At 53.4% G+C, this 16579-nt stretch carries 13 protein-coding genes and 1 riboswitch; of the genes, 10 read left to right on the top strand and 3 right to left on the bottom strand.

Annotated features, from left to right (window positions below; translation table 11 throughout):
- Nucleotides 1-49 precede the first annotated feature (49 nt).
- Complete coding sequence (locus tag JQC72_RS00565; protein ID WP_205492169.1) at nucleotides 50-994, bottom strand: LCP family glycopolymer transferase; 945 nt, start codon at nucleotides 992-994, stop codon at nucleotides 50-52.
- A 571-nt stretch (nucleotides 995-1565) separates the two neighbouring features.
- Between JQC72_RS00565 and JQC72_RS00560 the strand changes: the two genes are divergently transcribed.
- The 6 genes from JQC72_RS00560 to JQC72_RS00535 all read left to right on the top strand — a co-directional run bounded on the left by JQC72_RS00560 (nucleotide 1566) and on the right by JQC72_RS00535 (nucleotide 8547).
- The gene (locus JQC72_RS00560; RefSeq protein WP_205492240.1) at nucleotides 1566-3005 is read left to right on the top strand and encodes an NAD-dependent succinate-semialdehyde dehydrogenase; all 1440 of its coding nucleotides are present in this window, start codon (nucleotides 1566-1568) and stop codon (nucleotides 3003-3005) included.
- Nucleotides 3006-3518: 513 nt separating this feature from the next.
- Nucleotides 3519-4442, top strand: coding sequence for an SDR family oxidoreductase (locus tag JQC72_RS00555; protein ID WP_205492168.1), 924 nt, complete (start codon nucleotides 3519-3521; stop codon nucleotides 4440-4442).
- A gap of 263 nt (nucleotides 4443-4705) precedes the next feature.
- The gene (locus tag JQC72_RS00550; protein WP_205492167.1) at nucleotides 4706-5353 is read left to right on the top strand and encodes a sugar transferase; all 648 of its coding nucleotides are present in this window, start codon (nucleotides 4706-4708) and stop codon (nucleotides 5351-5353) included.
- 451 nt (nucleotides 5354-5804) lie between these two features.
- Nucleotides 5805-5918: riboswitch (SAM riboswitch) on the top strand.
- A gap of 78 nt (nucleotides 5919-5996) precedes the next feature.
- On the top strand, nucleotides 5997-6983 hold the full coding sequence (locus tag JQC72_RS00545; RefSeq protein ID WP_205492166.1) for a methionine ABC transporter ATP-binding protein: 987 nt from the start codon (nucleotides 5997-5999) through the stop codon (nucleotides 6981-6983).
- A complete protein-coding gene (locus JQC72_RS00540) occupies nucleotides 6976-7632 on the top strand; it encodes a methionine ABC transporter permease (RefSeq protein ID WP_205492165.1) in 657 nt (218 codons plus the stop codon). The genes JQC72_RS00545 and JQC72_RS00540 overlap by 8 nt, the downstream gene beginning before the upstream one ends.
- A gap of 120 nt (nucleotides 7633-7752) precedes the next feature.
- Nucleotides 7753-8547: a MetQ/NlpA family ABC transporter substrate-binding protein gene (locus tag JQC72_RS00535; protein ID WP_205492164.1), complete on the top strand. Its 795-nt coding sequence runs from the start codon at nucleotides 7753-7755 to the stop codon at nucleotides 8545-8547.
- A gap of 319 nt (nucleotides 8548-8866) precedes the next feature.
- Here JQC72_RS00535 and JQC72_RS00530 read toward each other — a convergent pair whose 3' ends face one another.
- Nucleotides 8867-9502, bottom strand: a complete 636-nt coding sequence (locus tag JQC72_RS00530) for a YigZ family protein (protein ID WP_205492163.1) — start codon at nucleotides 9500-9502, stop codon at nucleotides 8867-8869.
- A gap of 157 nt (nucleotides 9503-9659) precedes the next feature.
- On the opposite strand from JQC72_RS00530, the gene JQC72_RS00525 reads away from it, so the two are divergent.
- Nucleotides 9660-9902, top strand: a complete 243-nt coding sequence (locus JQC72_RS00525; protein WP_205492162.1) for a hypothetical protein — start codon at nucleotides 9660-9662, stop codon at nucleotides 9900-9902.
- Here the strand turns inward: JQC72_RS00525 and JQC72_RS00520 are convergent.
- Entirely contained in the window at nucleotides 9899-11017 is a 1119-nt protein-coding gene (locus JQC72_RS00520; RefSeq protein ID WP_205492161.1) for an LCP family protein, read from the bottom strand. The two genes, JQC72_RS00525 and JQC72_RS00520, sit on opposite strands and share 4 nt — an antisense overlap.
- Nucleotides 11018-11319: 302 nt before the next feature.
- On the opposite strand from JQC72_RS00520, the gene JQC72_RS00515 reads away from it, so the two are divergent.
- The 3 genes from JQC72_RS00515 (at nucleotide 11320) to JQC72_RS00505 (ending at nucleotide 16556) form a co-directional block, all read left to right on the top strand.
- Nucleotides 11320-13617, top strand: a complete 2298-nt coding sequence (locus JQC72_RS00515) for a S8 family peptidase (RefSeq protein ID WP_205492160.1) — start codon at nucleotides 11320-11322, stop codon at nucleotides 13615-13617.
- 238 nt (nucleotides 13618-13855) lie between these two features.
- Nucleotides 13856-15049: a methionine adenosyltransferase gene (gene metK, locus JQC72_RS00510; protein ID WP_205492159.1), complete on the top strand. Its 1194-nt coding sequence runs from the start codon at nucleotides 13856-13858 to the stop codon at nucleotides 15047-15049.
- A gap of 754 nt (nucleotides 15050-15803) precedes the next feature.
- Nucleotides 15804-16556, top strand: a complete 753-nt coding sequence (locus tag JQC72_RS00505; protein WP_205492158.1) for a LuxR C-terminal-related transcriptional regulator — start codon at nucleotides 15804-15806, stop codon at nucleotides 16554-16556.
- The last annotated feature ends 23 nt before the right edge of the window (nucleotides 16557-16579 follow it).

The raw sequence follows: 16579 nt of genomic DNA, 5'->3' as shown, positions 1-16579 counted from the left end.
AGACCGCCCGACGCAGAAGGTGGCAAGAGAAGGAATCCCGTCGAGCCCATCACGGCATCAGGGTTGATTCGTGATTGTCACCGGCCAGCTCCAAGTGTTGCCGAAGCAGGCGTTTCACCCGGTTGCGCTCCTCTTTGTCCACAACGTAGTAGTATACCCCATCGATGTAGGTGTTATTTCCGCTCAGGTGATGGGTGTGCATTTGGTCGATTGAACGATAGATTTGTTGAAACGTGAGCAGTTGCAGGGGGGACATATCCGTTTTCACATTTTCCCCGAGGTGCTGAAACACATTGTCCAGTCGGGTGATGGAGCCAAACGAGGTGCTTTTGTTCAAAATCGCTTTGATGACGAGTTGTTGCCGTTCGTTTCTCCCAAAATCTCCTCTGGGGTCCGCTTTTCGCATACGGGTGAAGGCCAGCGCTTCTTTTCCGTTCATGGTCATGGTTCCCTGGTGGAACGTGTATCCGTTATACGTGAAATCAAACGGAACCCGAACCTCCACTCCGCCCAATTCATCCACGATTTTTTCGAATCCCAGCATGTTCACTTTCACATAGTAGTCGACAGGGATATCCAAAAATTGCTCCACTGTCTCAATCGTCAGTTCACTTCCCCCACGTGCATAGGCATGATTGATTTTGTCCTTTCCGTTTCCGGGGATGGAGACATATGTATCACGGGGAATGTTCATCATCCAGGCTTGTTTTTGTCCCGGATTCACCGTGACCAGAACCAATGTGTCGGCACGGCCGACATCGCCTTCCCGTTCGTCGACTCCCATCAGCAAGACGGAGAAGGGATCTTTATGAATGTCAACCTCGTGTGACCGCTTGGCCGATTTTTCCCGCGGATCGTACGCTTTGTTGGCCGCTGACCAGATTTCGTAAGCGTAATAGCCCACGACACCGGCCAAGATCAACATGACGAACCAGAACCATTTCCACCAGCGGCGTCTTTTTCGGTGTCGTTCCATTCGACTGATCAAGGCCATTCCTCACTCTCCGATTGATGTGGCGAACCAATTTTTTGTTATTATATTTTATCGAAGGAAAAACACACCATGCAAGGAATGGAGAAGGAAATTCCTTTGCAATCCGGAGATATCGGAAATTTGATCTGAAAAGCGGACGGGGTAAACCGGTGGATGAACATCACGGACGGCCGTGTTTTGGATAACGGAACGCGGCTTCCGCTGATCCGATCAAAAACAGAGGTGAATCCCGTCAATCATGCCCAACCGTAACCGGAGATTTTCCGGATCAAAATGCGTGCCGCATGTAAGGGGGGACATTGCTTTCCAGGTGGGCAACAAAACATGAATCCGACAGCCGAGACCGGGTCACAGGAACCCCACATTCTCTAAGTGAGGCATACGGGGGTTCCCCGGTTCGGACCATGATTTGCTCCCCGGCAGGCTGAGGTGGAGCGAGCAAACGTTGGGACGATAAGACATTTCCCGGGCCTGTTTGTTCGGTTTGGTCTGCAGGGAGGAATTTGCCTGCAGGCCGCTGAAGAATATGGCGGGAATTCTCATGCATCAATGGGAAAGGAGCTTGGAACGGATGTTGCAATATCAACTCTATATCAATGGAGAGTGGGTCTCCTCGGGGAATGGACGCACGTTTGCGGTCACCAACCCCGCCACCGGAGAAATGGTGGGGGAAGTGGCCGATGCGACAGCCGAGGATGTACGGCGTGCCGTAGAGGCTGCTCACCGTGCGTTTCCCGATTGGTCCGCCCGTACCGCATGGGATCGGGCTGCATATTTGCGCAAGGTGTATGAGTTGATCATGGCGCATCAGGATGAGCTGGCCGAGCTGATGACCACTGAACAGGGAAAGCCGTTGCCGGAAGCCAAAGGAGAAGTGCAATACGCGGCCAACTTTTTTGAATGGTATGCCGAAGAGGCCAAGCGGATCTACGGTGACACCATCCCGGCCACACATCCGGACAAGCGAATTTTTGTCCTGCGACAACCGGTCGGTGTCGTAGCCGCCATCACGCCCTGGAATTTCCCGGCGGCCATGATCACCCGCAAGATCGCCCCGGCGTTGGCGGCGGGATGCACTGTGATCGTCAAGCCGGCGGAACAGACACCTTTGACAGCGCTCCGGTTGGCGGAATTATGCCGGGAAGCGGGGATTCCTGCGGGTGTTGTCAACGTGGTAACCGGAACCGATCCGCGGACCATCGGCGAGATTCTGCTCCGGGATGAACGAGTGCGCAAGGTGACGTTTACCGGGTCCACGGAAGTGGGCAAGTTGATCATGCGGCAAGCGGCCGATACTGTGAAAAAGGTAAGTCTGGAATTGGGCGGACATGCTCCGTTTCTCGTGTTTGAGGATGCCGACCTGGAGAAGGCGGCACGGGAAGTACTCATCAGCAAGTTCCGCAATGCGGGGCAAACGTGTGTCTGCACCAACCGGATTTATGTCCATGAGAAGATATCTGATGCGTTCGCCGGGATCCTGGCTGAACAAGTGAAACAACTCCGTATGGGCAACGGGATGGAAGCGGGTGTTGACATCGGTCCGCTCATCGACGGACAAGCGGCGGAAAAAGCGGAACGTCACGTCCGGGACGCCGTGGAAAAAGGCGCCCGTATCTTGACCGGCGGACGCCGCCGCAGTGAGGGAGACGTCCACTTCTTTGAGCCGACCGTACTGGTTGGTGTCACGGATGAAATGCTTGTCCAAAGGGAAGAAACATTCGGTCCCGTCGCGCCGATTGCCGTTTTCCGCGATGAAGAAGAGGCGATCCGACGCGCCAACGATACACCCTACGGTTTGGCCGCTTACCTGTACACGCGCGATCTGGCCAGGGCCATCCGCGTTTCGGAGCGGCTGGAGTACGGGATTGTCGGCATCAATGATGGCCTTCCCTCCACCGTACAAGCGCCGTTTGGCGGCATGAAGGAATCCGGCATCGGACGGGAAGGCGGCAAGTACGGACTGGAGGAATTCCTCGAAACCAAATATGTTTCCGTTCGTCTTCACGATTGAAACAATACGGCCGGCTTCATCCGAAGTCGGCCGGGTGGATGATCAAGTCCGCGGGAACCGATTTTCCGTCTGAGACTCCGCTCTCGACGGGGAATTTGAATCTGCTCCCCTGAAGGAGGATCTGTTTTCCTGCGACGACCTTGTGCGATACAGGAGCGAGAGGGAAAACGGCGCACCCGAAATGAAAATGGGTTCAATTTTGTCAACGGTCACCGGCTTCATTCGAAGCCGGTCGTTTTTTTCATTGGGGATGGTTTTGAGACATAATCTTTGGACATTTTGTGCCGTCTGCCAAAACGGAGTGGATAATATGGCTCGGAACGTGTACAATCAAAAAAGGATGTGTAACATTGGTGTAATATTTCGGTTGCAAAGGATACCCAAAACGGTCACAGGCGTCCTGTATCGCGCCTGTTTCGCATAACATGCAAGAGTCCGGACTTGTTCAGAGCGGGCATTTTGCTTCGGATTTTCCGTGGCGATGCCGTCGACAGTATAGAGAGGAGTAATAACATGAAAGTGTTGGTTACGGGAGGAGCAGGGTTCATCGGGTCCCACATCGTGGATCTTTTGTTGGAACGCGGTGATGACGTCATCGTGGTGGATAATCTCAGCACGGGACAGGAAACGCATCTCAGACCCGAAGTGACATTTTACCGTATGGACATCACCGATCATCGTTTGTCTGACGTTGTCGCCGAAACGCGACCCGAAGTGGTGATTCATCAGGCCGCACAGATCGACGTACCCACGTCCGTACAGGATCCGTTGCACGATGCCAGGACCAACATCATCGGGACGCTCAATTTGCTGGAAGCGTGCCGTAATGCCGGTGTGCGCAAGGTAGTGTACGCCTCATCTGCGGCCGTGTACGGGAATCCCGAATATTTGCCGATCGACGAGAAGCATCCGGTTGCACCGCTTTCCGGTTACGGTATTTCCAAACATACACCGGAACATTATTTGCAAGTGTATGCCCAGCTGCACGGGTTGGCTTACACAGTGCTTCGATACGCCAACGTTTACGGCATCCGTCAAGATCCCCGCGGGGAAGGCGGCGTCATCTCCATTTTCATCGAAAAGGTACTCAAAGGTGAACCGATCACAGTTTTCGGTGATGGCGAACAGACACGCGATTACATTTACGTGGAGGATGTGGCGCGCGCCAATGTGGCGGCGCTGATCAACGGGGACGGACAGATTTTGAATATCGGAACCGGTCAAAAGACGTCCATCAATGAGCTGATCGCCCTGTTTGAGGAAGTGAGTGGACAAAAAATGGAAATCCATCATGCGCCAGACCGTCCGGGAGATATTAAGCATAGTTACTTCGACAACCGGCGTGCGATGGAGATGCTGAACTGGCGCCCGGAGACGGAGCTTTCCGTGGGCTTGCGGAAAACATTGAGCTATTATCGCGAACGGATTACCGGATGATTGAAATATGGCCGTAAAAAACGTGAAACGTTTTTGTAACAAAACACGTCTCATTATATAGAAGGATCTCGTGATTCCTCCATCCTGCGGAGTTTTTCAACTGTTGTCACCGAACGGCAAACACAGTATACTGGTTACGAGTTATCTGGAGTACGGAACGGTCAAACCACGAAGCAGACAGGTTCGCAGGTGTGGGCCGCCGGATGAGCGGCTCGATTCGGGAAGGATTTGTGGCAATTATATTAAGCAGGAGTGGTTTGCGGATGCGATCGAAAGCAGTGTTTGAAGGGGACGCGCACTTGTACTCGGAAGGCGTTTACCAACCGCCTTCGGGCTGGTACCCGATTGCCAAACGGGTATTTGAAATCATTTTTTCCGTTACTTTCTTGATTCTGACCTTGCCGGTATTGGTGTTGACCGCGATTGCGATCAAATTGGAATCAAAAGGTCCCGTCTTCTACAAACAGGAACGCGTCGGCTTGCACGGGAAACCCTTCTATATCGTCAAACTGCGCTCCATGCGGGTGGACGCGGAGAAAAACGGTCCGCAATGGGCATCCAAAAACGATCCCCGAGTGACCCGCGTAGGACGGTTTATCCGCAAGACGCGGATCGATGAAATTCCGCAGCTGATCAGTGTCTTGAAAGGGGACATGAGTTTGATCGGCCCGCGGCCGGAAAGACCGATGTTCACCGAGAAATTTGCCGCAGAGATTCCCGGATTCAAAAATCGCCTGTTGGTGAAACCGGGTTTGACCGGATGGGCACAGGTGAACGGTGGTTATGACATGACACCGAAAGAGAAATTCGAATTGGATATGTACTACATCAAACGGCAATCGTTCGCGCTGGATATGCGCATTCTGCTGCGTACGGTATGGGTGGTGCTGACCGGTAACGGTGCCCGTTGATTCGCTGTGCCAAGACAAAACGGATTGCCCCGAGGGTAATCCGTTTTTTCCCGTTTCTGTTCATTTGTATCACAAGCTTTCCCGACACATGAAGCTCCGGCTGTGGCAATCCCCCATTAAAAGGTCAGCCGAAGGGCCATATACAGGAGAAGCCAAAACGGGAGGCTTAAACCGGTCGCATTGATCAGGCCGATCCAAAACGATTTGCCGACAACCGTGCTCATGTCGGGCACCTCCGTTGTTCGTGTCCTTGATTGTCTTTATTATACGCGAATGTCCGTCGCCGTAGTGGGTTTTTGGCCATTTGTAAACGAAATGTAATCTCATGGTAATCTACCGTCATCATTCATCAAAAAAATTTGTATATTATGGGAAAGAAGAATGTCGTTGACATCGCGAACGTTGTCGTGGTAGGATGTAATCTGACAACTTGATACGACGATGTTGCGCGCTCTTATCAAGAGAGGTGGAGGGACTGGCCCGATGAAACCCGGCAACCGTCCGCGGTATGCACGCGGAAATGGTGCCAATTCCTGCAGAGCCCATCGGTTCTGGCAGATGAGAGAGGCGATTTTATGATAAATAAGATCCCTTTCTGCTCTGGCAGAAAGGGATCTTTTCTTACAGACAGGTGGTGAACGCGATGATTGTACTCGACCAAGTGAACAAAGTGTACCCTTCCTCGAAAGGCGAGGATGTGGTCGCGTTACAGGATATCAATCTCCGCATCGAACGCGGAGAAATTTTCGGGATCGTCGGTCACAGCGGAGCGGGGAAAAGCACATTGCTTCGACTGCTCAACGGATTGGAAAAACCCACTTCGGGCAGTGTCACGGTGGATGGCATTTCCATTTCCGAAAGCAGCGAGCGGGAGTTGCGCGAAGCGCGAAAGAAAATCGGCATGATTTTTCAGCATTTCCACTTGCTATGGTCCCGCACCGTGTGGGAAAATGTGGCCTTCCCCTTGGAGCTGGCGGGCAAATCGAAAAAGGAAATCCGGGAAAAAGTGGATGCCTTGCTGGAACGGGTGGGTCTTGCCCATCGGGCAAACGCGTATCCCGCCCAACTGTCCGGGGGACAGAAACAGCGTGTCGGCATCGCACGGGCGTTGGCCAATGATCCGAGCGTCTTGCTTTGTGATGAGGCGACATCGGCACTGGACCCGGAGACGACAGCTTCCATTTTGCAATTGTTGAAGGAGATCCACCGGGACACCGGCATTACGATGGTGATCATCACGCATGAAATGAGTGTGGTCAAACGGCTGTGCCACCGCATGGCCGTCATGGAAGCCGGAAAAGTGGTGGAACTGGGTGAGGTGGATACGCTGTTCCGGCAACCGAAACACCCGGTTACCCGACAATTCGTACAGTCCTATCACACTGAAGAACTGGAAGCTTCAAAAGAGCATGCCGCTTTGATCCAGGTGCGGTCAAATGATTTGGATCGCATCTGGTCCCGCTTGGCCGATTGGGTAAAACGAGGCGTGACAGTGACGATCTTGCCTGACCATGAGGAAAACGACGGAACGATCACCTTGCGGGTGAGCGGAGAAGGGGACCAAGTCCGGGATGCAGTGGAGGCGATCCGGGAATTTGAGGGCAGTTCGGAGGTGATCCCGTATGTTTGATCAACTGGACACCACCCTTTTGTGGCAAGCGACCGGGGAAACGCTGTACATGGTGGCCATCTCCACGTTTTTCTCGGCCGTGATCGGCATTCCGTTGGGGGTGCTCCTCGTGATCACGGATAAGGGACACCTGTGGGAAAACGTTGTGATCCAGCGGATCTTGGGCCTGATCGTCAACCTGTTCCGGGCGGTGCCGTTCATTGTACTGGTTCTCTTTCTGTTCCCGCTGTCCAAGCTGTTGGTCGGCACCACGCTTGGTCCGACGGCGGCCACGATTCCTCTGATCGCGGGAGCGGCCCCCTTCTACGCCCGAATGGTGGAAACCGCCATCCGGGAGATCGACCGGGGAGTGATTGAAGCCGCCCAAGCGATGGGGGCTACCCGGATGCAGATCGTCCGCATGGTGCTCCTGCCGGAAGCCAAACCGGCAATCATCTCCGGGTTGACCGTCACCTGTGTGGCCCTGATCAGCTTCTCGGCGATGGCGGGCATCGTGGGTGGCGGCGGATTGGGTGACGCGGCATACCGCTTTGGGTTCCAATCGTTCAACGATCAGATGCTGTACGCGTGTGGCCTGTTGCTCGTCATATTTGTTCAGCTGGTACAATGGTGCGGCGACTGGCTGGCCCGACGCGTCGATAAACGATAAGATACAGGAACTGCAAAAAGCAGGGTGGCCTTTTCCCCGTGATCGGTCTTTGGGTCCAGCAATTCAAGAGACGAAAGGGAAAAAGGTTCACCAAAATCCATGCACGAGGAGGGTGCGATGATGAAAAAATGGTTGATCGGTCTGCTCGCACTGGTCATGATGTTGGCGACGACCGCTTGCGGTGCAGGCAAGAAGGATGAAGCAACCATACGTGTAGGGGCGACGCAAGTTCCCCATGCCGAGATTTTGAACCATGTCAAACCGATCTTGGAAAAACAGGGCGTCCATTTGGAAGTGCGTGTGTTCCAAGACTATGTCCTTCCCAACAAATCGGTGGAGGAAGGGGAGTTGGACGCCAACTATTTCCAACATATCCCCTGGATGGAAGCCTCCAACAAAGAGCAGGGTTGGCATTTGGTCAAAGTGGTGGGTGTACACATCGAACCGATGGGCGCCTATTCCAAAAAATACAAATCCAAATCGCAGATCCCCAATGGTGCGACCGTCGCTCTGCCCAATGCCACCAGCGAAATGACACGGGTGCTGTTACTCTTGGATCAGCAAGGCCTGATCAAACTGGATAACCGTCAAGGTGACAAAACGCTCAACAACATCAAATCCAATCCGAAAAACCTGAAGTTCAAGCCGCTGGAGCCGGCGATCCTGCCGCGGGTGCTGGATCAGGTGGATGTGGCGATCATCAACACCAACTATGCGTTGCAAGCCAACTTGAATCCGGTGAAGGACTCACTCTTTATCGAGGACAAAAATTCCCCCTACGTCAATGTACTGGCGGTCAAGGCGGGCAATGAAAAGAAACCGGCCATCCAAAAGCTGGCCAAAGCGCTCACTTCCCCGGAAGTGAAGAAATTCATCGAGCAAAAATACAAAGGCGCCGTCGTTCCGGCGTTTTGACAAAAAGCCCCACGCATCAACGTGGGGCTCAGACTGCTGACAAAGTGTTGAACCACTCCCAATTCCGGGTGCACCGTTTTCCCTCTCGCTCCTGAATCGCTGCGCTCAAAGGTCGCTCGTGGGAAAACGGCCACCCTCTTTTAGGTATTGGGTCCGAATTTCCCGTCGAGCGACTCTGGCTGCCGCTACGGAGCGGCACGCCAACGGAGTTTGTCAATAACCTCAGCCCCACGCATTAGCATGGGGCTTTTTTCCTGTTCATATTGGGCGCATCGCTTTCCCGATGGAAAACATTTACCGGATGGGATGTGGACGCACCCTAGGGATTTACTTCTTTTTCCCGGAACATCGTTTCCCCTTCGGTAATGGAGGCCCTCCCGTTGGTCAGTTCAGTCACCCATTTTGTAACCTCGGCTTCTTCTCCGAGCGGTATCCAGAGGTGCCAGGTTACTTGATCGGTAAACTCCGGCGGCTCCATGTCGAATCCGTGGGTACGCAGTTCATGTTCCATTTTGCCGACGAACGAGTAATCCGTCGTAATCGACATTTTTTTGTGCAAAATGCGTTCCACTTCCCCGGCGGTGTCGATGCCGGCTGCGGCGCATTGGCTGTATGCGCGTATCAGGCCGGAAGCCCCCAGCTTGATCCCCCCAAAATAACGGGTGACCACGATAACCGTATCATGCAAGTCTCGATTTCGGATCACTTCCAAGATGGGTCGACCGGCCGTTCCTGCCGGTTCACCGTCGTCCGACGATTTTTGCACTTGGGTGCCGCGGGTGACGTAGGCGTAGCAGTTGTGGGTTGCATCCCAGTGCTTTTTGCTGATTTCCTCCACAAATGTGGCTGCCTCCTGCTCGTTGGCAACACGGTTGACGCGGGTGATAAACCGCGATTTTTGGATTACGATTTCTGTTTCGCCATATCCCTTCACGGTTCGGTAACGGGTTTCCATCTGCTTCACCTTCCTGTCATCAACCTACAATCATCCGCATGCGGCAGGGATGAGCCGATGTTTTGAAAACCTTTGTCGAAAGGGTAGCCGCATATTCCGATATCCTCTATCCTAATAAACAAATCCACTCAATACCAGTGAAAAGGAATGAACGTGCATGCGTATATGGTTTGTCATGCCGTCCCTTTATAAAGAAAGTGTGATCATGGGCAATATGATCGTATCCCATTTACCGTCGTGGAAACGGGTCCACACGTCGTTTGGGGACGCGTCGGGACGTTGGTGGATCAGACGGGAGAACCGGCTGCTCCCGCTCGGCAAGATGATCAAACATCCCCGATCTGGTTCACTCCGTCTGCCCGGCATGATCCGGGACCCAAAAAAAAGAGGGCCGACTTAGTAGTCGGAACCCCCGCTTTGATCGTATGAATCGATACCGTCACCGTTACCGTTACCCAACGAACCATCGTCCTGCCCGTCCCCTTCGGATGAATCGTCAAGGATGCCTTCAGTCAGGTCAGGTCCGGGAATTTTTTCGGGTTTCAGTTCCAGCTGTTTGCGCAGGATGTCACTGATTCGCTGCCGTTCTTTTTTGCTGACGAAGAAGTACCAGTATTTCAGGCGTTTGTTTTCGCCCTTGATGCTGATGGTCTGGATGTTTTTCTTGGGTATGTCCCGGTAGATTTTTTGCAAGGTGATCATTTCATCCACCGTAATGCTGGTGGAGACATTTTCACCCAACGATTTGAGAATCGAGTTCACTTTGGTGATGTTGTCAAAGCTGACGATCTTGTCGATCAGCTGGGTGACCACTTCGCGCTGGCGCAGGTTCCGTCCCTGATCGCCCAACGGATCCTGCTTGCGCATCCGGACGTAAGCCAACGCTTCTTCTCCGTCCAGATGGTGAGGACCGGGGTTGAACCGGATGACCTCGCCGCCGAATGTCTCCTGATGAAAGGGGAATTTGACGTTGACGTCCACTCCCCCCAGTGCGTCAACGACGTCCATAAATCCTTTGAAGTTGACTTTGGCGTAATAATCTACGGGAACATTGAGAAAGTTTTCGACGGTTTCCACGGTGTTCAGCACGGGACCGACGTTGCGGGCGCGTGCCCATGAAGCGGCGGAGTTGATTTTATCCCTGTGGCCGTTGGTGTTCGCGATTTCCACATAGGTATCCCGCGGGATGCTCACCACTTTGATCGAGTGTGTTTTTGGGTTGACGGCCGCCAGGATAATCACATCCGGTCGCCAATTCTCAGTTTCCTTTCGAACGTCGGTACCCAGCAGCAAAATGTTGACGGGGCTGTCAACCGATACAGCCTTGTCGCGTTTTTTGGAGTGGTCACGCGCAAGCGGTTCGTATGTGCCGGCCAATACGCCCCACGTTTGATAAAAGAAATAAGCACCGATAACCAGAATGAGGACGAACAATGTGGCGATCGATCGCCATATCCATTTGCGTCTTCTTTTTTTGTTGACTCTCGTTACCCTGCTTTTTTCGATCCGTTCCATCGTATTCCCCGCTTTGCAAAGCCTTTCACGTCTTTCACCATACTATCATCAGATCCGGCTGACCATCAAGTAGAAAAAAACGAATATTTTTGGGAAAATGAAGGGTTTGTACGGGACAGTCGATCCACTTGATGTAACCCGACTTCTCTTATTTATAACGGTGAAATCAGCAGAAAAGTTTCATAGTCGCCAATTGATCCGAGTCGTGATAAGCTAACGTTGATGATGCCAAAGTCGCAGTCGCCGGGAAATACGGTGGGTTCCGGCGGCCGGTCAGTCTGAGATGGAGTGGGTGAGCGGCGATGAAAAAAGTCGTTTGGGTCACCTGGATTTGTCTGTTCGCTTTGCTGATCACCGCCGCTTGCGGACAGGCGTCGCGTGAGCACCAAGTGAACGAAAAGGACTCGTCCAAAACGGTGTTCCACCGGGAGTGGGTGATTAAGTGGAAAGAAGAGGCGGACCCGGACTTTTTGAAAACAGTGGACATCCTTCACGAGTCGCTGGACCCGAAGGACAAAGGGCAGACGATGCTGATTCGGCTGAAACCCAACGTGGACGAGGAAAAATGGGAATCCCGTTGGTCAGGTGATCCGCGTGTGGAGTATCTGCACCCCAATCACAAGTTCAAGGTGGAAAGTCGGGTGTCGATGCAACATCGGGGCGGTAACAGTATATACTACCTGAAACGGATTCGTGCCGAAGCCGCCTGGCCTTTGCTTGCCAAATGGAAAAAGCAAGGTCGTATCTCCAGTGTGACGGTTGCCGTCGTCGATACGGGTGTTGATTTGAATCATCCCATGTTGGCCCCGTTTCTGGTGGCGGGCGTCAACCTGCGTGACCCGGCGCAACCCCCGCAGGATCACATGGGTCACGGTACGCGGGTGGCGAGCGTGATTGCCGCCGTCTGGGGAAGTGTCGGCGGGAAAAAGAGTCCGTTGATCGGGTCGGCGCATATCATGCCCATCAAAGTGATGGAGGATGGACAGGACGGAGATGTATACCACACGGCAGAGGGGATTCGTGAGGCCGTTCGCCGGAAAGCCGATGTGATCGTGTTGGCGCAGGGAAGTTGGACATATTCCGAGACGATGGCGGAAGCGGTCGAAGAGGCTGAGCAAGCAGGCGTGACGGTCGTCGGAGCTGCGGGAAACGCCAGTCTGAACGATGATGGAGACATTTTATATGATCATCCTCTCTATTACCCTGCGGCGTTTTCTACCGTCCTGGGCGTCGGCTCCGTGGATGCGCAAGGTCAACGCGCGATGACTTCCAATTCGGGTTCGGGGCTGGACGTCATGGCTCCGGGAGAAAATATCTGGTCCGCGATTCCCGGCGGCAAATACGGGTACGACTCCGGTACGTCGTTTGCTGCTCCGCAAGTGGCCGGATTGGCCGCTTTGGTCAAGGAACGCTTTCCGTATTTCACCCCCGCTCAGATTCGCAATTTGATCCGGCAAACAGCCAGGCCGTCGGGCGGAGAACGTTGGAATACCCTGTACGGTTTCGGCACGATAGATGTATATCGTGCGATGACCGCCAAACCGGAACCGGACATTTTCGAGCCCAACGACCGTGCCGAACAGGCCATGCCCATCTCGACGGATCAGGTTTACCAGGCGACTCTCCATTCCTCAACCGATGCGGATTGGTACAGAATTCATCTGTTTCACCCCGGCACGCTGGTGGTGACATGCGATGCCAAGCGGCATGCCCGTATGCGCATTCGCGTGGAAGTGGAACGAACAGGTCAGACGGGTGAATACGATCTGTCCTCTCAACCGTTGTATCTGACCGTACCCGGTGGGCAGATCCGGCTGAAAGTGTGGGCGACCGACATGAAAAAGCCGGTTTCCTATACATTGGCCAATGCGTTTTCACCGCAGGCGGACATCAATGAAAACAACGACTACCAATGGAATGCCACGAAAGTAAAACTGACGCCGGATTGGGTGCCGATCAAGGGAACCTGGCACAAACAAAGGGACATGGATTGGTATCAGCTGGAGATTCCCCGTCCCGGCACGCTGGAAGTACGCCTGGGTGTTGTCACGCCGCGCGCCGATCCTGTTCTGTTTGTGCAGGAGGATGAAAGCTGGCACACAGTCCGTGTCGATGTCAAAGCGGAGGGCGAAGAGGAGACGATTCGCCTCCATGCGCCCAAGGGTTTTCTCTATGTCCGGGTGTCGGATTACGGTGGCAATCCGATCGTTGAACCGTATCAACTGCTCATTCACTATCAACCCGAGATGAGTGATGCCTTTGAACCCAACGACAACTCGGATCAAGCCACGCTCCTCTTCCCGGACGAAACGCTGACGGGAAGACTGACGGGGCCGGCCGATTTGGATTGGTACGTGTTTCAGGTGACGGAACGATCCCGTCACACCATTCGGTTGCAAATCCCAAAGGGATGGGAAGATGTGGAGATGATCCTCTACGATTCCCGGAAGCGGGCGTTGAAACAGGTACGGCTGTCCGATTCCCGTCGGGTGGTTGAAGTGACACGCATGCTGGAAATTGGGAACTATTACATTCGTATCCAATCATCCGGAAACAGGGGAGAAGGTGCTTATTCATTGGTGTTGAAACGTCCCGGCTGAGAATCGAATCCTGTCGAAAAAGGGAAAAGAAGGGTTGTCTTTCCCATCCGTTTTCGCTATCCTATATATTGATATAGGTCAGACCGAATGGAAACGGTTTGTGCACGGTCAACAGCTTCATAGATCATGATGTGTTGCCGCCGTTTTCGAGGATGCCTCAAGGTGAAGTCAAAGCGCCTTTCCTCGAGGAAAGGTCTTTTTTTATGGTTACGTTTGAAGGAAAAGGAGGAGCGTGACGATGCCGAAACGCAGTTTGTTCACTTCGGAATCGGTGACAGCCGGTCATCCGGACAAGATTTGCGACCAAATTTCCGATGCCGTTCTCGATGCGATTCTGGCCAAAGATCCCAACGCACGGGTTGCTTGCGAAACTTCCGTCACGACGGGGTTGGTGTTGGTTTCGGGTGAAATCTCCACGACCTGTTATGTGGACATTCCCAAAATTGTACGGGAGACCATCAAGGAAATCGGGTACACGCGTGCCAAATACGGCTTCGATGCTGAAACGTGCGCCGTTTTGACCTCCATCGACGAACAGTCCCCGGATATCGCGGCGGGGGTTAATGAAGCGTTGGAAAAACGGGAAGGTCAAATGACTGAGGAGGAAATCGAAGCGATCGGTGCCGGTGACCAAGGTTTGATGTTCGGTTTCGCCACCAATGAAACGCCGGAACTGATGCCGCTTCCGATTTCGTTGGCCCACAAACTGGCCCGTCGTCTCCACGAAGTGCGGGTGAACGGCACCTTGCCGTATCTGCGCCCCGACGGCAAAACACAAGTTACCGTCGAGTACGAGGACGACAAGCCGGTGCGGATTGATACGATTGTCGTGTCCACCCAACACTCCGAGGAAGTGACATTGGAGCAAATCAAGAAAGACGTACATCAACACGTGATTTTGCCGGTTGTTCCGCAAGAGATGCTGGATGACAAAACGAAATACTTCATCAATCCCACGGGCCGTTTCGTGATCGGGGGTCCGTTGGGCGATGCCGGACTGACCGGTCGGAAAATCATCGTGGACACTTATGGCGGATATGCACGTCACGGCGGTGGCGCCTTCTCGGGTAAAGATCCGACCAAAGTGGACCGCTCCGGTGCCTATGCGGCGCGTTACGTGGCCAAAAACATCGTCGCTGCCGGATTGGCCGACAAATGCGAAGTGCAGCTGGCGTATGCCATCGGTGTGGCCAAACCGGTTTCCATCCGTGTAGATACGTTCGGTACCGGACGGGTGGACGAATCCGTGTTGGTGGATTTGGTACGCAAACACTTTGATCTGCGTCCGGCCGGCATTATCCGCCAGCTGGATCTGCGTCGTCCGATTTACAAACAAACCGCGGCTTACGGGCATTTCGGACGCAACGACTTGGATTTGCCGTGGGAACGTACGGACAAAGCCGAAGTGCTGCGTCGCGAAGCCGGTTTGTGATGCGAAAGATCGTGTGAAGGGAAAGGTGGCTTTTCCAGCGAATTTGTCGGAGGCGGATCCGGCTATCACCATCGGCTTGGATTCCTCTCCACAGCTTCGCAACCGGTTGGCCGGAGTCGCGACGGGAAAGGCGGCTTCGCTCCCAAAATCACATTTGCCAACAGTTTCACCGCCATTTTTGGCGGTTTTTTTCATGTACACGGATTTTGACACTCCACACGTCTGAAGACGTGGGATTCCTGGGTCGTTAGCGTCCGCAGTCCGTTTCCGTTTTGGACAACGCCCAGGTTCAGGGGTGTGTCATCACCCCGTCCCAGGCAGTTCTGCAGCAACGCTGTATGTACCCGCCTGGGCGGCGTACCTGCGACCAACGGAAGTGCCCGTGGTATTACCAGTACGCTGGTTCTCCTTTACTTACTCTCATGGTTTTACCTGGTGGGAGTCTTCGCCGCCAGAACCTCCTACCATGACGTACAAAATCCTACTACCAGCAGGATGAGCACAGCTCGATGAAGATTCTAACATTTCTTGTTTGTACTAACAATACCGGTGAAGAGGATCACGGGCAAAACTGTCTTTCAGCCCACGATGCAAATACCCCAAGGGTACTTCCTATGGTCGCCGTGAGCTTTCAGACAGTCATTTTGTAAAAACGGTTTCCTTCACATGTCAATAATGGTAGAATAGTACTGGACATTCATTCAGAAAATTCGACGGAATTTTCCGTTGTATGGCTGGTAGAAGAGGTGAGAAGGTGATCAAGCGCCTGTCACTTCCCGCTTTGCAGCAGTCACCGCCGTCTGAAAACGACCCTCGCCGCCTTTACGTGATCCGTATGGTTGTGGCTGATCGGCATCGGTTGTTTCGTGAAGGGGTGAAACGAATCCTTTCGCAAATGAACCGTCCCATCTCATTTGTTGATTGTGGGGATGGCGAATCGGTATTGATGGCCTGTCGAGAAAACGAACCGCACTTGGTGTTGATGGACCTGGACTTATCCAAGGGCAGCGGAGTGGACGTCACGATCCGACTCAAAGAGGAGTATCCGCGGTTGCCGATCATTCTGTTTTCGGGTGAACGGGAGACCACCATGGTGGTGGAAGCCGTTCGAGCAGGTGCTTCCGGTTATCTTCCCAAAGATGTGGAGGCGGAAGATCTGGTTGAGGCGGTACGCTTGGTCTTGTCGGGTGAAATCTACATTCATCCGCGTGCGAGCGGGCAACTGGTACGGGAGATCCTCCGAATCAGCCGGCAACAACGGGAAATGACAACCACCGTCCCCGAATTTGATGTACCTGAATGGCCGGACATCCTGACCCAGCGGGAGATGGACGTATTACGGCTGATGGCGCAAGGGAAAAACAATCGGTCCATCGGTGATGTGCTTTACATAAGCGAAAAAACGGTCAAGAATCACGTGAGCAATATTTTGTACAAACTGGGTGTTCAGGACCGCACGCAAGCCGTGTTGGTCGCGCTGAAAAAAGGATGGGTGAGGTTGCATTGACGCCGTCGCACCCCGTCTATGCC

The sequence above is a fragment of the Polycladomyces zharkentensis genome, from assembly GCF_016938855.1.
Taxonomy (GTDB): Bacteria; Bacillota; Bacilli; order Thermoactinomycetales; family JIR-001; genus Polycladomyces; species Polycladomyces zharkentensis.
Note: the sequence above shows the minus strand (reverse complement) of the source record. Positions and strands in the feature narration are given on the sequence as shown.